The sequence below is a fragment of the Lysinibacillus sp. AR18-8 genome, assembly GCF_001705465.1.
GTDB classification, from domain to species: domain Bacteria; phylum Bacillota; class Bacilli; order Bacillales_A; family Planococcaceae; genus Lysinibacillus; species Lysinibacillus capsici.
Window position 1 is genome coordinate 150012 of sequence record NZ_MDGU01000013.1, and the last position, 19430, is coordinate 169441.

At 36.6% G+C, this 19430-nt stretch carries 26 protein-coding genes and 1 pseudogene; 13 read left to right on the forward strand and 14 right to left on the reverse strand.

The annotated features are described in order from the left end of the window. The first annotated feature begins 12 nt into the window (after nucleotides 1-12). Nucleotides 13-999: a helix-turn-helix transcriptional regulator gene (locus BFM98_RS11845; RefSeq protein ID WP_066037490.1), complete on the forward strand. Its 987-nt coding sequence runs from the start codon at nucleotides 13-15 to the stop codon at nucleotides 997-999. Nucleotides 1000-1044: 45 nt separating this feature from the next. Next, the gene (locus tag BFM98_RS11850; RefSeq protein ID WP_066037491.1) at nucleotides 1045-1674 is read left to right on the forward strand and encodes a type 1 glutamine amidotransferase family protein; all 630 of its coding nucleotides are present in this window, start codon (nucleotides 1045-1047) and stop codon (nucleotides 1672-1674) included. Between the two features lie 54 nt (nucleotides 1675-1728). On the opposite strand, the gene BFM98_RS11855 is transcribed toward BFM98_RS11850, so the two are convergent. Beyond that, nucleotides 1729-2226: a hypothetical protein gene (locus BFM98_RS11855; RefSeq protein WP_066037492.1), complete on the reverse strand. Its 498-nt coding sequence runs from the start codon at nucleotides 2224-2226 to the stop codon at nucleotides 1729-1731. Between the two features lie 93 nt (nucleotides 2227-2319). Here BFM98_RS11855 and BFM98_RS11860 point away from each other — a divergent pair, with 93 nt between their 5' ends. Together BFM98_RS11860 and BFM98_RS11865 are read left to right on the forward strand one after the other, a co-directional pair. Then, entirely contained in the window at nucleotides 2320-3060 is a 741-nt protein-coding gene (locus BFM98_RS11860) for a sulfite exporter TauE/SafE family protein (RefSeq protein ID WP_004228897.1), read from the forward strand. 12 nt (nucleotides 3061-3072) lie between these two features. After that, on the forward strand, nucleotides 3073-4029 hold the full coding sequence (locus BFM98_RS11865) for a PD-(D/E)XK nuclease family protein (RefSeq protein ID WP_083225368.1): 957 nt from the start codon (nucleotides 3073-3075) through the stop codon (nucleotides 4027-4029). Here the strand turns inward: BFM98_RS11865 and BFM98_RS24555 are convergent. The 3 genes and pseudogenes from BFM98_RS24555 to BFM98_RS23985 all read right to left on the reverse strand — a co-directional run. Next, nucleotides 3983-4270, reverse strand: a pseudogene (locus tag BFM98_RS24555) (tyrosine-type recombinase/integrase); the annotation flags it as partial. The gene BFM98_RS11865 and the pseudogene BFM98_RS24555 sit on opposite strands and share 47 nt — an antisense overlap. Nucleotides 4271-4368: 98 nt before the next feature. After that, a complete protein-coding gene (locus BFM98_RS11870) occupies nucleotides 4369-4692 on the reverse strand; it encodes a site-specific integrase (RefSeq protein WP_066037494.1) in 324 nt (107 codons plus the stop codon). A 189-nt stretch (nucleotides 4693-4881) separates the two neighbouring features. Then, nucleotides 4882-5067, reverse strand: coding sequence for a hypothetical protein (locus BFM98_RS23985; RefSeq protein ID WP_066037495.1), 186 nt, complete (start codon nucleotides 5065-5067; stop codon nucleotides 4882-4884). 1394 nt (nucleotides 5068-6461) lie between these two features. Between BFM98_RS23985 and BFM98_RS11885 the strand changes: the two genes are divergently transcribed. After that, a complete protein-coding gene (locus BFM98_RS11885) occupies nucleotides 6462-7094 on the forward strand; it encodes a hypothetical protein (RefSeq protein WP_066037497.1) in 633 nt (210 codons plus the stop codon). Between the two features lie 51 nt (nucleotides 7095-7145). Then, nucleotides 7146-7688, forward strand: a complete 543-nt coding sequence (locus BFM98_RS11890) for a hypothetical protein (RefSeq protein WP_225340902.1) — start codon at nucleotides 7146-7148, stop codon at nucleotides 7686-7688. Nucleotides 7689-7875: 187 nt separating this feature from the next. Here BFM98_RS11890 and BFM98_RS11895 read toward each other — a convergent pair whose 3' ends face one another. Beyond that, nucleotides 7876-8109: a DUF3923 family protein gene (locus BFM98_RS11895; protein WP_066037514.1), complete on the reverse strand. Its 234-nt coding sequence runs from the start codon at nucleotides 8107-8109 to the stop codon at nucleotides 7876-7878. A gap of 226 nt (nucleotides 8110-8335) precedes the next feature. On the opposite strand from BFM98_RS11895, the gene BFM98_RS11900 reads away from it, so the two are divergent. The 3 genes from BFM98_RS11900 (at nucleotide 8336) to BFM98_RS11905 (ending at nucleotide 10607) form a co-directional block, all read left to right on the forward strand. Further along, nucleotides 8336-8989 (forward strand): hypothetical protein, encoded by a 654-nt coding sequence (locus BFM98_RS11900; protein WP_066037498.1) that lies wholly within the window; start codon nucleotides 8336-8338, stop codon nucleotides 8987-8989. 125 nt (nucleotides 8990-9114) lie between these two features. Then, nucleotides 9115-9267, forward strand: a complete 153-nt coding sequence (locus BFM98_RS23990) for a hypothetical protein (protein WP_167444836.1) — start codon at nucleotides 9115-9117, stop codon at nucleotides 9265-9267. Nucleotides 9268-9446: 179 nt separating this feature from the next. Continuing rightward, nucleotides 9447-10607 carry an MFS transporter gene (locus BFM98_RS11905; RefSeq protein WP_066037499.1) on the forward strand — a complete coding sequence of 387 codons (1161 nt, stop codon included), beginning with the start codon at nucleotides 9447-9449 and terminating at the stop codon, nucleotides 10605-10607. Between the two features lie 67 nt (nucleotides 10608-10674). Here the strand turns inward: BFM98_RS11905 and BFM98_RS11910 are convergent, their stop codons facing one another. The 4 genes from BFM98_RS11910 to BFM98_RS11925 form a co-directional block, all read right to left on the reverse strand. Continuing rightward, nucleotides 10675-11022 (reverse strand): VOC family protein, encoded by a 348-nt coding sequence (locus BFM98_RS11910; protein ID WP_048390551.1) that lies wholly within the window; start codon nucleotides 11020-11022, stop codon nucleotides 10675-10677. A 107-nt stretch (nucleotides 11023-11129) separates the two neighbouring features. After that, a complete protein-coding gene (locus BFM98_RS11915; protein WP_066037500.1) occupies nucleotides 11130-12296 on the reverse strand; it encodes a Ger(x)C family spore germination protein in 1167 nt (388 codons plus the stop codon). A 130-nt stretch (nucleotides 12297-12426) separates the two neighbouring features. Further along, nucleotides 12427-12672 carry a YkuS family protein gene (locus BFM98_RS11920; RefSeq protein ID WP_004228871.1) on the reverse strand — a complete coding sequence of 82 codons (246 nt, stop codon included), beginning with the start codon at nucleotides 12670-12672 and terminating at the stop codon, nucleotides 12427-12429. 81 nt (nucleotides 12673-12753) lie between these two features. Further along, nucleotides 12754-13731: a dimethylarginine dimethylaminohydrolase family protein gene (locus BFM98_RS11925; RefSeq protein WP_048390558.1), complete on the reverse strand. Its 978-nt coding sequence runs from the start codon at nucleotides 13729-13731 to the stop codon at nucleotides 12754-12756. Between the two features lie 118 nt (nucleotides 13732-13849). Here BFM98_RS11925 and BFM98_RS11930 point away from each other — a divergent pair, with 118 nt between their 5' ends. After that, nucleotides 13850-14047 (forward strand): transmembrane Fragile-X-F protein, encoded by a 198-nt coding sequence (locus tag BFM98_RS11930; RefSeq protein ID WP_054548795.1) that lies wholly within the window; start codon nucleotides 13850-13852, stop codon nucleotides 14045-14047. A gap of 137 nt (nucleotides 14048-14184) precedes the next feature. Here BFM98_RS11930 and BFM98_RS11935 read toward each other — a convergent pair whose 3' ends face one another. Continuing rightward, nucleotides 14185-14760, reverse strand: a complete 576-nt coding sequence (locus BFM98_RS11935; protein WP_066037501.1) for an LOG family protein — start codon at nucleotides 14758-14760, stop codon at nucleotides 14185-14187. A 79-nt stretch (nucleotides 14761-14839) separates the two neighbouring features. On the opposite strand from BFM98_RS11935, the gene BFM98_RS11940 reads away from it, so the two are divergent. Beyond that, the gene (locus tag BFM98_RS11940; protein ID WP_048390687.1) at nucleotides 14840-15157 is read left to right on the forward strand and encodes a MazG nucleotide pyrophosphohydrolase domain-containing protein; all 318 of its coding nucleotides are present in this window, start codon (nucleotides 14840-14842) and stop codon (nucleotides 15155-15157) included. A 10-nt stretch (nucleotides 15158-15167) separates the two neighbouring features. After that, nucleotides 15168-15611, forward strand: coding sequence for a GNAT family N-acetyltransferase (locus BFM98_RS11945; RefSeq protein WP_048390565.1), 444 nt, complete (start codon nucleotides 15168-15170; stop codon nucleotides 15609-15611). Nucleotides 15612-15643: 32 nt separating this feature from the next. On the opposite strand, the gene BFM98_RS11950 is transcribed toward BFM98_RS11945, so the two are convergent. Continuing rightward, nucleotides 15644-16096 carry an NUDIX domain-containing protein gene (locus BFM98_RS11950; protein WP_066037502.1) on the reverse strand — a complete coding sequence of 151 codons (453 nt, stop codon included), beginning with the start codon at nucleotides 16094-16096 and terminating at the stop codon, nucleotides 15644-15646. 95 nt (nucleotides 16097-16191) lie between these two features. On the opposite strand from BFM98_RS11950, the gene BFM98_RS11955 reads away from it, so the two are divergent. Continuing rightward, the gene (locus BFM98_RS11955; protein ID WP_231595564.1) at nucleotides 16192-16692 is read left to right on the forward strand and encodes a hypothetical protein; all 501 of its coding nucleotides are present in this window, start codon (nucleotides 16192-16194) and stop codon (nucleotides 16690-16692) included. Between the two features lie 288 nt (nucleotides 16693-16980). Here the strand turns inward: BFM98_RS11955 and BFM98_RS11960 are convergent, their stop codons facing one another. From BFM98_RS11960 to BFM98_RS11970, 3 genes are all read right to left on the reverse strand, one after another. After that, nucleotides 16981-17685 carry a Fic/DOC family protein gene (locus BFM98_RS11960; RefSeq protein WP_048390571.1) on the reverse strand — a complete coding sequence of 235 codons (705 nt, stop codon included), beginning with the start codon at nucleotides 17683-17685 and terminating at the stop codon, nucleotides 16981-16983. 3 nt (nucleotides 17686-17688) lie between these two features. Continuing rightward, nucleotides 17689-17874: an antitoxin VbhA family protein gene (locus tag BFM98_RS11965; protein ID WP_048390572.1), complete on the reverse strand. Its 186-nt coding sequence runs from the start codon at nucleotides 17872-17874 to the stop codon at nucleotides 17689-17691. A gap of 304 nt (nucleotides 17875-18178) precedes the next feature. Further along, nucleotides 18179-19351: a multidrug effflux MFS transporter gene (locus BFM98_RS11970; protein ID WP_066037515.1), complete on the reverse strand. Its 1173-nt coding sequence runs from the start codon at nucleotides 19349-19351 to the stop codon at nucleotides 18179-18181. Nucleotides 19352-19430 lie beyond the last annotated feature (79 nt).

Here is a 19430-nt window from a genome sequence, read left to right on the forward strand (position 1 = left end):
AGGTGAAAATGTTTGTCTAAAATGGATCATATGATGCAGATTTTATGGATGTTGAATTCAGGTAGGAAAATTACCGCGAAAGAAATCGCTGAAAAATTAGAGATTAATATCAGATCCGTTTACCGCTATATTAACTCACTTTCTGCCAGTGGTGTGCCGATTATAGCTGAAACAGGTCATCATGGAGGATATACCCTGTTGAATAATTTTATTAAAAGTCCTCTTATTTTTGATGTTGATGAGAAAGCGGCATTACTTCATGCTTCTATTTTTGCAAAAGAAGCTGGCTATTTTTTAGATGAGGCATTAAACAGTGCAACAGCAAAGCTTACAATGTATTCAAATCAAGAGCAAGAAAAAATGATTCAACAGCATTTACAAGGTTTCGAGATAATCGGTCCTGATGAATCTTCCTTGGAGCCACTGTTAAAAAAATTAGAAGAGAGTATAGTAAAGGGAACATCTATAGAAATGGAATACCATACTAATAATGAAGAGCAATCTAAGTCTAGGGTGGTTAATCCATATGGTTTGGTTTATTGGAAACAAAACTGGTATGTCGTTGCATTTTGTCATGTAAGAAATGAAATCCGTACTTTTAAAGTAGGCCGAATTAGTAGTCTGCATCAAACAGGCATTCCCTTCCAACGACCACAATCTTTCTCTGCCAGTGATTTTTTTATGAAAAGCCTTTTTCCTCAAGTCGAAGATAAACAGAACCTAGTGCCCTTCATCATTTGTGGAAAGTCAAGTGCTGTGGATGCGATCAGTCAGCATTGGTTTTTAAAGTATCACCTCCAAGAACGCACCAATAAGAACGCTATATTTTTAGTAGATGAGGAAGCATTACATACCTATGTACCCTATTTACTTTTTCCCTATGGAAAATCAATCCGAGTAGTAGAACCCATAAGTCTAAAGCAAAAGATAATTGACGTTCTATATGAGCTCATTCATTTTTATGAAAATGAAAACTTTACTGACGGAGAATGTCAGTAAAGTTTTTTTATACTAAGCATAGTTTCAATAAAAGGAGTGTTTATTATGCAGACAAGAAAAGTGTATCTTTATGTATTTGATACGATGGCAGATTGGGAGATAGGGTATTTAATGGCCGAATTAAATACAGGTAGATATTTTAAAAAGGGGTTAGAGCCTTTAGAGGTGATGACAGTAGGGATTGATAGAAGTCCTGTTACGACGATGGGTGGCATCACCATACTTCCAACGATGGCCGTTGCTGAATGTCACTTGAATAGCATGGATGTCTTGATTCTTCCAGGAGGCAATACATGGCTAGAATCTATTCATGAGCCTGTATTGAATAAAGTCTCAAAAGCGTTGAATGAAGATGTTTTCGTAGCTGCAATTTGTGGTGCAACGTTTGGTCTTGCAAAGGTTGGTTTGCTTGATACAAGACAACATACGAGCAACGATCTCGAATACTTGAAGATGCTTTGTCAACATTATATTGGGGATGAACATTTTAAACAGAAGCCAGCCGTAACTGAAGGGAATTTAGTAACGGCATCTGGCATTGCACCGTTGGATTTTGCCTACCATGTTTTGAGGCTGCTCGATGTTTTTACACCTGAAACATTACATGCTTGGTATAAGCTTTATGAGACGCAGGAGAAAAAATATTTTTATGAATTAATGACATCCATTGAATAATAATTAGTCTAAGAAGAGCATGTTCATTGTTAAAACATGCTCTCTTTTTTTACATTAACTTTTTTTAGCCAACAAAATGCCTCGCACAATCCCTATCATGAAGATGCCAAATAACAGCAGTAAAAATAAGTAAGCATGCCATTGTTGTAAAATACGTTCACGACCTAGAGCTACCGTCAGGTCATTGAATAGGGAGTAGGTAAAATACAATAGAATACTATTTTTGATGAGACAAAACGTAAGGATGCCATTTTGTCGCTGTTTATGGGAGAGAGGTGCTTTATTTTTACGCATCACAGGATAAGCTGCCTTTATCTCTAAATAGTGTAAAAGTAGAAAGAGCATAAGAGCGACAAAGGGTAAATAAAAAATAGCAATTTTCGGACCGAATTGGGCATGTTCACTCGTGAAGCTTTGCAAGACAGGAATCATGGCAGGGAGCTTGCCGTATTGAATGAGTGTCGCTGTAATGCCAGCTAGAAAAATAGTCGCCACAATAACCGTTAACTGGTGACAAAAGCGTGGTGTAGGTGTTTTTTGTTGTATATGCATCCTTGCTCCTCATTTCCATCATCATTGATAATAACAATCTGTTATACTGTATCATAGAATGATTGCTTTTTGTGTTAGGGAAAGAAGGATATTATGGAATACTTGTTGTTTTTACTTATTGGCATCATTGGGAATGTCATTGGTACGTTAGTTGGGGGTGGTGGCTTAATTACCTTGCCAACGATGATGCTAATGGGTGTACCCGTCCATTCGGCTATTGGCGCAAATAAAGTGTCCAATATGGTGAGTGCTTTTTCAAGCTTTTATACAATTTATCAACGTAAGGAATTAGCATGGAACGAAATGCGTTCGGTGTTACTTGTCTCTTTAATCGGAGGTACATTGGGGGGACTTTTCGCTTCATTCATGAGTAGTCAATCATTAACGTTCATTGCTATTATTTTACTTGGCTTTGCGCTTGTCATGTCCTTTATGGGGGGAGCTGATTTTGGCGACAAGGAACGTTTTACGATGAATCGAAAAAACGGTCCTATCCTTCTTGGAGTTGGCTTTTATGACGGTATGTTTGGTCCGGGCAGTAGTACATTGGCGCTTTATACATATGCACATGAGAAGATTTCCTATATTAAAGCCGTGGGGCTATCACGGGTAGGGGTATTTGCCATGTGCTCAGGAGCAGCGATTACCTATATTGCTACAGGGAAAATCGAATGGCCGTTAACGCTTATTTTAATGATTGGCTCGACGATTGGTGCACAAATTGGGCTTGTGCTAGCCAGAAAAGTGAAGGCACATCAGGTAAAGCTTTTACTGCGTATTGTAACGATTGTGCTGATTATACAGCTTGTTTATGATTTCATCCATCAGCTTTAGGAGGTGATTGTCCTGTTTGAAATTTCACCCTATCCAACCTTTTCGTGGTCGCTATCGCGTCATAAAACATTGACAAGCTGCGCCCGCAAATACGGCTATGAATATTACTTTTCACATAACGGGTGGCTCAGTTACAATGTGGAGCCATATCATCAACAGGTGTATCGCTTAAAAAAGCTGCAATCGATGCCTATTTTATTTGGGCAAATTGTCCATCGATACATTGAGCAGGCCATTAATGATTATTTACAAACAGGAAAAGCTCCAACTGTAGAGGAGCTAATTCAATTGGGGCGCGGACAGCTGAATGCAGCCTTTATTGACTCCACTCGTCGTCTTGAATTTTGGAGGCAAAAACCAAATAAGTATTATATGATGCAGGAAATCTATTATCATGGCACCCTTTCTCCTGAGCTTGTGCAAGACTATAAAGAACGTTTACGACTTGTTTTTAATCATTTTTTAATGAGTGAAACATTCCAGCAAATCACCTCACAAAAAGGCTCTCTTCGTATCGGAGTACCAGAGCAATTCCGCTCCATGAAAATAGAAGATGTCCAGGTATTCGTTGTTATGGACTTTCATTATTATGATGAACTGAGGGATAAATGGATTATTGTTGACTGGAAGACCGGTGGAGAATCTGATGATGACCGTCAGCAATTAGCCCTCTACGCGTACTATGTTCAGCAAAAATACCGTGTGTCTCTAGCGCAAATCGAGGTCTATAATGAATATTTATTAACAGGCAAGCGCAAGAAATATAGTTTTACAGACATGGATATGGAGAATATTTTGTATACGTTTCAGCGCAGTGTTTTAGAAATGAAAAAGTATCAGGCAGATATTTTTTCCAACGAGCCCGTAGACATCGAGGACTTTGAACAAACACAAGAAAAATGGCATTGTCGTGGCTGTAATTTTAGGGAGCTATGTGCGCAGAAATATGATGAAAAAATGAGCAAGTGACCAAAAAGACATCGAAATGGTCGCTTGCTTCATTTTTATCCTTTTTGGTTAAATGACTATATGTGTTGATTGTCATTTTTATATCAGAGTGACCGAGTTGCTCCTGTATGATCTTAAAATTTACATACCGACTGACCATAAATGAGGCATATGAATGTCGTAAAGCGTGAAAATTCAACTTTGGTAAACTATACTTTTCAATAATTCTTCTCCAAGCAAGATTTATAGCAGCAGGTTTTGATGGATTACCATCTGATTTTTTGTAAAGTTTAAGTTTAAGGGAGTTCCATCATCATCTTTTATCAGATTCCAAGCATCACTCTTTTCATTTTTTAGTTCCTAATAGCCATCAACAAATAACTTTAGTTCACGCATCAAACTCTTTGGGACGTTAACTAATCGAGGCTTTTTGTTTTTTGGGGGTAAAATTTTTAGTTTTCTAACTTCAATATCAAATTGAAGGGTTTTGTCTACATAGATAGTATTATTTTCAAAATCAAAAGATTCCACACATAATCCTGCTATTTCTGCTAGTCGTAGTCCAACCATTGCTGCCAACTTAATCTGGAGCTTGAGTTTAGGATTTACGTTTTCTAATACTCTGAAAAGATGTTTTAACTGTTCTTCGTTGTAAAATTCTAAGTCCTTCTTTTTAGGTTCCAAACGAGAAGATTTAATGTTTGTCCATAGGATTATCTTTAATTAATTTCCATTCAATCCCTTTAGAGAAGATGCTTTTTAAAACAGTATATTGTCCTTTTGCTTCACTAGGACATCTTTCTCTCCATCTTTTTAGACATTCTACTAGATATAGGGTTTAGATGTTAGAATGTTTATAGTCACCTAAATCCTCTATAATACATTGATCAATAAAATTTGCAAATTTAATATTTTCAACTTTTCATCTTCTTTATTTAATACTTCGATTTCAAAATCTGTAATAGCTTCCTTTATTGCATATTGCACGATCAGACATGGATTTCGTACGTATGGTTTTAGTATATCTAAGTCGTTTACCAGTGTCTTCATCATACCCATGTTCAACAGTAACTTTTATTCGAGGTTCTCCTTTCTTGGTAGGTGGTAAAACTACATATAAATCCTACTTACTCTTGTACCCTTCAAGAGCTTCATCTAAAAAGTCTTCAGTTACGTTAAGAAAATCAGCTAGCTCATAACGATTCACTATTTGTAATTTATGAGCTTGTATTATTTTTGAAAAGGAAACAAGTATCATGTATCCCAATCCACGTGCTCTCAACTCTTGTGGAAACTCTGTTCCGCCACCATTTGCCGAAGCATTTGTATGAGCAAATTTACCTGAGATGTGTGCAACTAGCAGTAGATACGCAATGAATATTTGATAAATTTTGTAGAGAAGGGAGAATGGAAATGAACAACATAGTTATCCACGAATTAAGGAGGAAGTTGCAGCTATTTTAAAACAATCACCAGCAGAGCCCACATTTGAAGATACAGTTATAGAAGGAAAAGAAAGACGTTATACAATAATTAATGAGCTTGATGTTGAAAAGTATTTAAACATTGGAGAGCGACAAGAACTAGCGATTGTGTTAGTTAGGATCTCCAAAACATTAAGAATGGGATAAACCGTTGGGAAAGAGTTGCAGATTTTCCTTAGAGTTAATGAACAATATGCTATTTCTTTTCATATTTTTTACTATCCCATGCCCAATTTAAAAAAGCATAAACAATTACTGCCCATAAAGAAAAGAAGAGATTATTAAGAAAATCCCAATTACCTTTTTTGAAATAATCCGAAACAGATAAAAGTAAAAAAAGTATAACGAAGTAAACAATATTCAAGTATTTTCTGATAAATGTCATTAGAATCACCTTAATATGTATTTTGTGTAAATTATAACATAAAAAGTCTTAGTGATTTGTGACTTAATGCTTCTAGCCAATGATGACTACTACCAAAACCTAAAACGCATCATCAAGACTGTGGAAGACCTATACAACGAGTTAGGTGAGGATATGCATACCATTGTAGATATGCGTTACTGGATACAGATGACTGTTATGAATGCGAGGACATAGCCGATAAGCTTATATTTCACGTCATAAGGTATTGTGTAAACGTAACATTTTAATAGATAAAACAGCAGAAAGTATTGGTTGGGTTTAAAATTTATTTCATTTCATTTGTATTTTTTAACACTACTAAAGTCATGTTTTATTATAAATTAAATATTATTATAGTAGAATCTTGATTTGAAAAAATAGATGATTCAATATAAGAACCTTCATCATTAAAGAATGGAGGTTCTTTGGCAATGAATTGGTGATTTAACACTTTATAAATTGTAACTATTTGTCATTTAATAAAAGGTAATTAAATACTATTTAAGTTTATTTTGTAAAATTATACAATTGCGGTGTACCCAGAAAAATAAAGGAGTGGAAAAATGAAGAAATTTAGCGGATTATTGATAGTTTTATTTATGACTATATTAGTAATTCCTGTAACAGCAAAAGCTAACGATGATATTTTATCGGAGTTAGTAAAAAAAGAGGCACAAGATTACTGTGGTGTTTACACTCTAAGTCCAATGGACGGTTTTGAACCTATAGAAGTGCCTGAAGGCGAAATTCCAACTGATGAAATAAACTTTGCTGAAGAGAACGAGGCAATGAAAGCAGCGTCACCGATGAAAGATCAGGTGGCAACATCATCCTCTGGTTCAAAGATTGTAATGCCAGCAGCTAAAACTAGAAATTACGGTTATTGTCATATTTATGAGTATCATATGAAGTTTTCTAAGGGGAAAATAAAATATGAAACTCAAGTAAACAATGAATGGAAATCACAATTCAAATATGCTTATTATCCAGCAAAATCTATGGATATCGCAATGGAAGTAATAAATGGAACAGACGAACTGTTAAAAGATCCTACAGTTAAAGATCGTTATACAAAAGAATTTATTTCGTTTAAAGAAGGACAAAGAGTTAGGGTTGCAATTCAAAAAGGGAGTTCATGGTCAGGGTCATATTCAAAGTATGATTGGATTATTGTATCAATGTTCCCTGTATTCTAAATGTGTGTTATAATCTATATTATGGAAATTTTTAAAGAAAGTGACTATGGTATGGAAAATAATAAAATTATACAAAATGTGAAACAAACTATTTCTGGGATTGAAATTGGGTATTTTACCACTGCCAAAAACTATATTTATGATGAGTATTTTAAATATTTTAATGATGATGATAAAGAAACTAAAAAATATGCATTATTAATTTTTACATGCATGTTAGGCAACTGGTTTAATAAGTCTACTTTTGTCTTTAAACCTGAAAAGGAACGTTTAAAATACAACAATGAAAAAGGAACAAAATTTTTTAATTTTGAGGATTATATAACTTCATTGTTAGATAACTATCAAAATATTAAACAAGAATTTCCTTATATGTTTGAGATTATTGTTGTGTATTTAATTTTGATAGAAAAGGATAAACATATGATTTATGAAGAATGGTTTCCAGAAATTAATCCGGAAATATTTCAAGAACTTAGGGAGAAAATTTTAATTCCCAACAAAAATCTGGTCGATGATTGTCATCCAATAAAATATTTATTTAGAGAAGTTGGAATTAAACCTTTTTTCAAAGGTGATTTTTTTGATGAATAAATACTAAAACCACATTTCAAATGTACAGCACCCCCTAAGTTAGGCCAAAAATCTAACTTTTAGCCTGTAGACCTCGAGGACTTTGAACAAACACAAGAAAAATGGCATTGTCGTGGCTGTAATTTTAGGGAGCTATGTGCATCAAGGTGAAAAAGAAGCGAGTGCTAATATAGCCTCTCGCTTCTTTTTAAGTGATTTTCGTAAAGTGAGCTTTTGTGCTTTTTTTAATAAAGTAAAGAAAAATTAATTGCACAAGTAAAACGATTAGAAACATGATGCCCAAAATAATGAATGAAACCATTTTCACTTCAGGTGTTTGCACAATCCCTGCACCATCAACATTTCTTGCCCCAATAAATACGGCGATGCCAGAAAAGATCAATAACCATACAATATTTACAGCCCACCAGAATATTTTCATACCCAATATAAACACCTCTTTCTTCTTGTAATTCCCTCTTGGAGCTTAATTATAACAATTTACCTTAAATTTGGAAATGTCCGATAGACGGTGCTACATCTCAGCCTACAGACGGATTGACTATTTTAAAAATAGAAGTTTTTCATAGGCTTCATTCCTTGTTTAGGGGATATATGGTAAATTTGGTATGTGCATATTACGTATTACCTTAGAAAGGAGGCAGCATATGGTTAACAATAAAAAGGCCTTTATCGGGTCAATCGTTATGTTGGGTATATGTATGTGTCTGTTTTTTCCTTATCCTTACAATGAAGCAAGTATGGCACATACTACATTCATGTCAATTCCTATCGAAACACAAGATGGATACGTGTTACTTGGCATCTTTGGCTCGATTTTATTTATAATTGCTATGATTTTACTACTTAGGAGTATCAACAAATATCATTTTCGAACATTTGTTATTGTAGTATTACTTTATTCATTTTTACCTCATTTGCTTATCGTGGCGTATCAAGAAACCTTTGCTAGTGGCATTATGGCCATTTCATACAAAGGGGATGGAGAATGTCGGTTTGATATGGTGGAAAAAGACTTAATGAATGGGGAATGTACCATTGTCTTACATAATCGAAGCAATGAAGCTGTGTCCTTTGATTTACAATTTATCGATACGAATTTTTTTAAAGGCGATAAGCGGATGGATTCACTTATGAATATAGCAGGGCCATATCATGTGACCATCGAGGCCAATCGTGAAAAAGCTATTCATCTAAAGGAATTACTCAATTTAACAAATGTTCCTAATCATATAGAGGGAGGTGGCTCCTCCAAGGTGCATGTTCAATTAATAGACGGTGACAAGGAAAGAACTTTATAAATAGTAAATGCGTGGAAAATATGTTGCGTCTTATACATAGTTCAACATTGTATTTGCTTTTGTGGTAAACTTGTATTAAATTATAGTAAGCTATGAATTGATCTTGAGAGAGGAGGCAAAAAGTCATGGAAACTATTTTCAGAAGAACGGCGATTGAGGTAAAGACATTTTTACAATTAGATGATTTAGGCTCAAAGGGACCAGTCTGTGGTTTTTTAAGAAAACAGCATAGTGAAAGTAGTAACCGGAAGCTTTTTGCTTTTGTCAGTCATGTGTGAAAAATGACTTTTTAACCATACAAAGTAATTGGTAGACGCCGGTTTTATGGCGTCTTTTTTGTTGTGATAAAACTGAGAGAGGGTGAGTGAATTGCTAAAAAAACTAAGACAATTAAGGAATGTTGCAGTGTTCCATGCGCTTCTAATTTAGAAAAATAATTAGAAGCGAGGAATTTTCTATGAAAAAACAACCAATTTTTACTTCATCATTTCTTTTTCTATTCATAAGTAATTTTTTTATTTTTATAGGATTTGAAATGCTATTGCCTATTTTACCAGCCTATTTATTAAGCATAAACGCCAATCCGATGCAAGTAGGCTTGGTGACGACGGTATTTACACTAGGTGCCATTACGATAAGACCTTTTGTAGGGTACTATTTAATGGATCATAAGCGGAAAAAACTAGCAATTGTGGCAAGTATAGCATTACTCATAATTACAATACTGTATCCATTGCTTAACACGATTTGGATTTTCCTATTACTCCGACTTTTCCATGGAACAGCGTGGGGTGTATCCACGACAGCCAATAGTACAATGGCTGTAGATAGTATCCCTAAAGCTCGATTAGGAGAGGGAATGGGCTATTTCTCGGTATCCACAACCGTGGGAGCGATTGTTGCACCAAGTCTCGGTATCCTTATTTACAGTACCTTTTCTTTTCACACGCTGATTTGGTCGTCAGCCTTCCTAAGCCTATTTGCGATCATAATGTTTTCCTTTGTGCATGCAACGACACCTATTCAAAATGACAAGCAGCCATTTCGGTTTATGGAAGCGATATTTGAAAAAGAAGTAAGGTTTCAGGCAGTATTGACTGTTGTGACGACGCTTGGTTTTGGCGCTATTATTACATTCCTAGTTCTTTTTGGTGAACAAAAGGGATTAAAGCATATTTTTCTATTCTTTCTTATCAACGCAATTGTTTCCACTTTAATACGTCCTTTTACAGGGAAATGGTTTGATAAGCATGGACCATGGTCGATCATTATTGTGTCAGCGATTTTCGGTTTTCTATCTTTAATCGTGTTATCCTATACTACAAATAATTTCACATTGATTATCGCCGCGATTTTATTTGGTGCAGGCTATGGCACCGTTATGCCGTGCCTACAAACCTGGGCTGTTCAAAAAGTAAGTGAAGCCAAAAGTGGTGCAGCCAATGCCACTTTTCTTTCCAGTTTTGATGTTGGAGTAGGGATGAGCGCATTTATCTTAGGAATTTTAGCTGAATGGATAAGTATAGAAATGATTTTCCGACTTGTTAGCCTTAGCTTTCTTCTTGTCGCTCTGTTAGTCTATCGGGATTACATTCTTAATAAGAAAACAAACCATTAATATAGGAAGAAGGACCAGTCTCAAGTGTCTGGTCTTTTTTCTTTGACTTATATAACGCAGGAGTAAACTATTTTTCCCAAAGCTCAATCAGTCGACCTTCTGGATCTTTAATCCAAATAAACTTTCCAAATTCGTTACACTCTAGAGGTTTTGCGAGTGGGACATCAAGATGTTCAAGATGCTTTATCATCTCGTTTACATCATGAACTTGGAAATTTAACATCACTTGCTGTTCTGCTGGAAAATAATTGTCCTGTTCAGTGAAAAAAGAAAAGATCGTTTCATTGCCTTCTTGGGGTTTAATGATTGTCCCATTCCAATCGTTTATTTCTAGCATCAAGGTTTCGCTATACCACTTTTTTACAGAATCTAGATTCTTTGTTCGCCAAAATATTCCTCCAAAGCCTTTTATCATCGTCTCGATCTCCTGTCTGTTTAACGTTTCCTCATCTTTTCCATTACTATAGCATGACAAGATGGCCATAAGAAAGAGACCATGCCATTTTGGATGATCTCTACCTATTATTCGGTAATCGTTTCTGCAAATGTTTTACGGCCAGGGCTTACTTTATTAATATGAATATCGATTTTACTGATGGAATCTTTGCTTAAAGGAATTTTGCCATCCTTCTCTAATCTCTTCCAAGCCTTTACATTACTACGATAGAGATATTCGGATAGACGAAAGACATCCGCATCCATTTTTAGTCCTTCCTCAAAGGTAGTTAGGATTTCTTCCTTGACGGCTTTTTCTACTTTTTTTCTTACCTGATTGGGTGTCAGCTTTCCTTTAAAACCATTTAAAATCGTATCGAATTTTAAATTTACCTCAAACTTTACATCATTACCTTTCACAATTGGCTTGACTTTAACATCTAGCTTTTTAATATCGACGGTTAAGTAATCACTTTTTTCATTATTTTCTAATTCGACGGTAATTTCTCCTTGCTTTGTTTCATCATTCATCCACTCTATTCCACGTGCAGATTTGCCTTTAATATAGCCTTTAAAACTATCCTTTGAAAGAATACCAACGCCAGCAAAAAAGGTTTCTGTTTTGGGGCCATCCATTGTCTCCCAGTTTTCGTTGACGGTTACATAAGGAATTTTCATTTCGTGGTTGGGCTCATTTAAGCCAATGACGAGCTGTCTTAAATTAACAGGCTCTACAAATGACTCCTGCTTCGCTGTATTTTTAGGATTACTTAATTTGGTGGCAGTTGGTGATTTCTCTAACAATGGAGAAACTAATAAAACATCCTCGATAGGATCTTGGGTACAGTAAACCCAAATATGATATCTGGTCTCGCGAAAGCGTAAAAAAGTGTCAATAACCGCAATCGCATTTTCATCTTTCATAGCACTCTCTGAGAAGAGAAGAAAGGTCATATGTCCCCAAAATACTTCTTGGTCCATTGAACGATACAATTTGTAGATGGCTTCTTCTATTGTCTTCCCCTTCGCTTGGCCAATTTCGGTAGGTGCAGCTTCGGGATTAGCTGATTCTGTTTTCGCTACGTTAGCAAAGTTGATAATTTGTAAGTATGCTGTATATTCATTATCCTTGTAGTCAACCCCCACACCTTGTGCGTAATACATGCGTTGCGGCTCTGTTACATCCCAACAGCCTGATAGCAGTAGTGTAGTCGTCAGCATTAAAATAACAATCGCAATTTGTTTTTGGCTCATATATCTCCCTACTTTTTGAAGTTCGTGTATATTAGTTTGTACAAGAACGCAAGGTATTATAAGTAGAGCCCATTTGTATGTAGGAAAGTGCTGCTCTCGTCAAAATGACGTAGAGACAGCACTAATGATTTTAGTGGAAATATTTTTGGACGCGTTCAACGACCTCGTTTGCCGATAGTCCATTCGCATCAATCACAGGACCTTCCATAACTGGATCACTAATTCCCATGACATCGCGATCCTGACCTGTAATAATACAAGCATCACATTTTTTCGCATCCTCTTCATTGCGAAGCTGGATGACTTCAAAGCCTTGTGCTTTTAAAGCATCTTCGATATTCGTTAATGATTGTTCCACACCAATAATTCTAGACATTTCTTGTCCACCTCCTACAAATAATGTGCCATTTCAGGTTGCTCATTATTCATACTATTTTTTAGTGGGGAGAGATAATTTCTAGAGATCCGTGCGTAATAGGGGTTGTGTACTACATCTAAAAGAACCGCCAAAGCTTCGAGAAATCGTAAAATCAACATATTCTACGGTGATACCTCTCTTCGCTAGTTGCTCGCCAATCCATGTAAATTCTTTGTCTGTAATATAGACTTCTTCATTAATAGGTAAGCCGTTAGTAGCAAGTTTTGCGGCATCTTCTAGGGAAACGTGAATTTTATCCCAATCTTTTAGCTGTTTGGGAATACCATCAATGAGTGCTTCCTCGCAGACAATCATTAGACCCTCTCTAACGAGGCTAAGCGCACAGTCGAGATGAAGAATGGTTGGATGAAGCGGCACTTCGACCACCGTATAATCAAAGTTACTTGCTAAATTACGCAGCCACTGCACACCATTTTTGTTGGAGGCTAGTCCTGAATTCCCGACGAAAATCGTTTTATCTAACACTAACACATCACCGCCCTCTAAAAACGGGCCAGCTTCAGAATCTAAACCATCTGCCATATCAGGCTTTGGAATGGAGACATAGAAACATTGATTTTCATTTGCTTCCTGTGCTAAAAGATTACGTACGGGCAAAACTTCGTTGCGTCTATGTGGGAATCGAAGGGAGCCCTCGATTAAAAAATGGCCGATAGTGAAAAAGGGATCGCGAACGAAGAAATTGCTATAGCCATCTTCTTTTCCTACTTCTTTTTCATAGTCTGTTAAACGTCTTGGTACTTGTACTTCTACCCCGTATTTTTCTAATACTTTTTTTAAATTTGCTCGTTCCAATTCCCATTGCTGCTGTCTTTCTGGAAAGACATCTTTAAAATTTTTACCGAGTGTATCTACGCTTGCATAAAGTGCTAGTGTTTCTTCTGTTAAAAATTCATCATCTGTTGGAGCCTCCTTAGCTGGAAAAGCAAATTCCGATTGCGCCATGACAACTCGTTTTAAAGGAGCAAACTCACTTTTTACAAAAATATTCGTCATCTTACTGCCTCCTGTTGTATGATTTAGAAAAAGTAGTGAAAATTTTTCCTGTGATGTTCCTTATCGTAAGATATATAGTTACTATATAGTCAAGGATGGGCTGTAAGGTGGTGAAATGATGGGCATTGCAGAAGTGTTGACCATTGTCTTTGTTGTATTAAAGCTAACAAATGTCATTACATGGTCGTGGTGGCTGGTATTATTACCAGCGATTCTTTCATTTAGTCTCTATGCCATTATTGGGCTGGTGAAGCTTGGGATGGTATTGATTGCTGTGGTAGCAGTGAAAAGGCGGGAAAAGAAAGCAGAATTATGAAATCATAGTAGCCAAATTACTAGTAGTCAGAACAACCAGGTCCTTCTTTTGTTTCGCATAGTCATGTAGGATCGTATTGGAGATTAGAGCATGAAAAAGGTGAGGTTAGTCCAATTAGGTCCACCCTCACCATTTTATTATTTGCTTAATTCATAAGTTTTCACAGCTGGAGGAACAAAGCTTTCACATTTATCTAATAGTGCTGCTGCGTCCTCATCAACAATAAGTGCCTCACGATATTGTGCTTTTAAAAATTGTTCATTTTGCATATGGTCAAAGAATGAAATTAATAAATCAAAATAGTTTTCCATATTGAAAATAGCACAAGGTTTTTGAAGCAGCCCGATTTGATTCCACGTAAATACTTCAAAAAATTCCTCTAATGTTCCAGGTCCACCAGGAAGGGCAATAAAGCCATCTGCTAATTCCATCATTTTACTTTTACGTTCATGCATCGTCTTTACAACAATCAGCTCTGTCAGCTGTTGATGTGCAATTTCACGTTCTTCTAATAATGTCGGAATCACCCCAATGACCTTGCCGCCTTCTTCTAGCACTGTATTCGCTACTGTTGCCATGATGCCTACAGAAGCACCACCATAAATAAGAGTTATTTGTCTTTTGGCTAATTCTTTTCCTAGTAAAATCGCTCCTTGACGATAAGCGTCGGAAGCGCCTAGACTGGATCCGCAAAATACGGCAATACTTTTCATAGCTGATTTCCTCCATATCTGATCGAATTCTTTTATAGTATAATTTATTTTGAAGAGGAAGGAAATGGAGGAAACTGAATTGGAACTAAATGAATTTCAACGCTGGGTAAAGGATTACTATGAAGCACGTGGCTGGTCAGAGCTTAATATTTTTACACGTATTGGCTTCTTGGCAGAAGAAACAGGTGAGGTAGCCAGGGCAATTCGAGCAATCGAGATTGGTAGAGATCGACCAGATGAAAAAACACAATCCTTTGAAGAAAATAAGCAGGAGCTAATTGAAGAGCTAGGGGATGTCTTAGGAAATCTTATAGTGATTGCCAATCAGTACGATATTCCATTAGAAGAAATATTTGCAGCTCATCAAGACAAGCTGATAAAGCGTTACCAGGAATAGGAGGAGCGAGATGGAATATCAAGTAGAGGTTTTACGGGGACAGCATGAGGATTTTACAAATTTTTTAAGCGAAAAAATTCGTGCCTATAATAATGAGCAATCTCCTTATCATCGCGAAAGTAGAAAGAAGGGTGCGGTTCTTCCTTTACAGTTAATCGTCACAGATCAACAGCAGCAATGGATAGGTGGTATAACAGCTGAAGTCTACTGGGGATGGATAGAAATACATAAATTTTGGTTTAGTGAAGAATATCGTGGAAAGGGTATGGGCAAAAAGCTCTTAGCACAAGCAGAATGGGTAGCGAAGGATATGGGGGCAACAAAGGCCCTGCTAACAACCTACGAGTTTCAGGCGCGTACCTTTTACGAGGCACATGGCTATCAAGTAGTGGGCGAAATTAAAGATTATCCACCAGGCAGTAGCTATTATACGATGGTGAAAGTGCTTGCTTAAGAATTGGCTGTCTATTCTATAGACAGCCTGTTTTAATTGACATCACCCAAATAGATTGTTGTTTGTTGTCCTCGTATAAACTGCTGTAGCGGTTGGATAAGCGCTTTTGGGTAAAGTCGATAAGTATGAAGCTTTTCAATTGGTATCCATTGTGTCCCAATTTGAAGAGTATCTGGATTTGTTGGTTGACAAGTTTGCGTATTTACCTGATAGAGGAAATAATATTCTACCTGATGTACGTCTGCATCAAAGGCGGCATGCTCATGATTTTGTCCGATGTATTCACGGATAAATAACAGCTCTCCAATGTGAACGGAGGAGCCAATTTCCTCCAGGCATTCTCTTTGCAACGTCTTGTGAAAGGTCTCTCCATGCTCCTGTCCACCACCTGGACAAAGGTAAAAGTAGCCCTCTATATCTTGATTTTTTGTTAGCAATAGTTTCCCATCCACGATGATGATGGCTTTGACAGAATTTCTAATCATGGACTTCTCCTTTTAATTGTTATTTTTCGTGATCATGACTAAAACGCTTCATGAATGTCTACCTTAGTAAAAAGGGGAGATGAAGCGTGTATTCAATGTCCAATTTTAAATTACTTGTCGAAAAACAGACCGAAATTGATACCATTTATCAGAAATGTAATGATTTAATTCAATCAACTGTTACACCAAAGCTAGATGCAGAGGTCGAGCAGTTTTTAAAGCTGGTTGAACAGCATTTGACACAGCAAGGCTTTACAATTACGAATACATCAACAGGGTTAATCGCCAATTATCAAGAGGCTGTCATTAATGTAGATAAACATTCAAAGCATTTGGAAGAATGCTTTTTTATCAATTTAAATAGTTATGCTGAGGATCAAGTCTCTATTGTACTCGATATCTCACCAACGATGCTACCGAAAATTTCAAACCAGCTCGATGGCTACACAGATATTATTGAGCAAATGACGGATAAGCTAAAGCAAGCAAAAAGTCTAGAGAAAGCCTGTACGAATCCCAAATTTCTTTATAAAACGCAAAGCAACAAAGTTTTTCATACCCCTCAGGAAGTGTTGGATTATTATTTTCAAGGATAGGAGAAGCAGCTAGAAAGAACTAGTAGGTGTATAAAAAGTGGAAAATTGATGTTGAGGACTGACCTCAACAGTATAGACAAATAAAAAAATACACCTTCGATTGAATATGGGGTTAAAAACTAAATTTCAATTAGGAGGTGATTTTTCTAAGAGTAAAAGGTTTTAAATGAATTAATTGATCCCTATTGCGAAATATATATATAAAGGATGATGATTCAATTACAAATCACCATCCTTTTTAGCGTATTAAATAAGTAAAACATACTTAATCTGTAAATAAATCATTCCTTAATCCGTTTCAAAGGGCTTTTCTTTATACTTGGAAACATCATAACGCCCAATTACTTGATAATTAGACGTTTCATCGTCAGCCTTGAATTTATTGAAATCAGCTACATCCAGAGCATCTGTCATCATCTTCAATAAATATTGTGGTTCCGGAGCTTCTTCTACTGCTGCAAGAACTAGTGCATTTCGTAAATATCCTGCATACTGTGAGAGCAATTGAGCATTGAAGTCTAGCCTATTTGCTTCAGCAAAAAGCTTCATGAAAATCGATACCGTTCGTGTATTTCCTTCTCGGAAAGGATGAACACGCCAAAGTTTTGTCATAAATGAAGAAAAGTCCTCAACAAGGAGAGGATTAGAATACTTCCATTGCTTAGATTTAGACCAACTGAAAATAGTTTTTAAATCAGATACAATGTGATCTTTATCACTATAAGCAACAGATAATCCACTTAAAACATGTTCGCTTTTATAAATATTGACTGTGCGGAATTCTCCTGCCCATAAATATAGCTCATGAAAAAGGAAGTGATGAATCTTTTGGAGACTTTTATATTTTTGGAAGTCAATCTCATGCGTGATAGAAGAAATATCTATAATCCCAGCGATTAACAGTTGTGCTTCAACGTCAATCAATTGTTGTTCATCTCGAATATTTAATTTGTTGATTAAGACATTTGTATTAGGATAAATATATGGGTCCATAAACTACTGTGAAGCCCTTGTATATTTTTCAACAATCGCTTGTTTCAATTGGCTGGATGATACTTGACCATTTTCATATTGGTTTAAGAGGTTCTGTGTAAATGCGCTCGGTTTTCCACCGTCAATGGCAGCCATACCAACTGCGAATTGCACTTGCTTTTTACGTTCTAAGGATGAATTTTCTTTCATAAATAACACCCCTCACTTTAATGGTATATCTATTATATCAGTTTTATGCATCAGGAGATAGTTAGATCACTGCACGATGCCTACTGACATAGTTCAATCTTTGTCATTAAGTATTTACACTTTGAGTGAGAAAATTCAATAGGTGCCAGTGGGGAAAATTTAGAGCTAGGCTATCCTATAATCAAAGTGGGTGAAATTTTACGAAGAGTAAAATTTCACCCACTTTTTCTATTCGGAGGAGAGGTTTTGTTCTAGTCTTTCATCTATCTAAAAGCGATAGCGATTGGAAGCCCGCTTTCTTCCATTATCGAATAAACTTTCTTCCGCAAAGCCACATTATCAAGGTTAGACCTAAGAAATAAAGTGGCATTGTCAGTAAAGAACCGTTATGCAGTAAGCTCATACCAGATGTGATGGCACTGACGAGTAAGTAATAGCCGAGACTAAAGATAGCGCCTGCTGTGCCAATCACATCCTGAAAATCTACTAACGCTAAACTTAAGCAATTAGGCAGTGCGATGCCCGAGCCTAGCAGTGTGATAAAAATAGTAATCAGCATACCAATGGCCATCATGCTCGCGTGCAATGGCAGGCTACAAACGATGGTTAAAAGCAAAGTGCCACCAAGCATTACCAAACAGCCAACATGGATGATTTTTTGTGGTGAATGGCTGATGACGAGTCGCTTTGAAATCATAGCCCCAATTATGGAAGCAAGGGCAACGATAATGCCAAGAAATCCGTACAGGCCAGGTGACAGCTGGAAATGCTCGATGAATATAAAGGGTGCTTCGGCATAGTAGCTAAATAGAACACCATTAATGCCTCCTATTAGTAGCCCATAGACAAGCACGATGGGTGAAGCAAAAATGCGTTTGACGACAGGCCAAATCGCTGTTCTTTGTCTTGTTGCAGGATTGGTTGTTTCTGGAAGTCTGCAATAAGCATAGATAAACAACAGGATACTCATGATGACAAGGACAAAAAACACGGCTCGAAAGCCTAGTGCTTGATCCACCCAACCACCAATTAACGGCCCTATAGCTGGGGTAAAGGCAATGACGGCTGAAATTTGAGCAAACATAGCATGGCGTTGGCTTCCCGTCACACTTTCACGCAAAATGGTTTGCGTAATAATGGAGCCAGTTGCAGCGCCGAATGCTTGTAGCAATCGACTTGCTAATAGAAAAGGGATTGTCTCTGCGTAAAAGCAGAGTAGGCTACCTATTCCATAAAAAATTAAACCACCTAGCATGGCAGGTCTACGGCCAATAAAATCAGAAATCCATCCCCAGCAGAAAACGCCGAACGCAAAGCCAATAAAATAGATGCTTAATGTTAATTGGACAGAGCTATTGGCTACATCAAGTGCAGCGGCAATATCCGGAAGTGATGGTGTGTATATTGTTTCACTAATTTGTGGAAAAGCCACAAGAACAATCATTAATAATAAAGATGGTACTGCCTGTTTTTTCAACATATTGCCCTCCTACAAGCAAAATTCTACTTTGTTAGTTTCAAGTAGATTGCGTAGCTAGGGAAACGGCGGGACCATT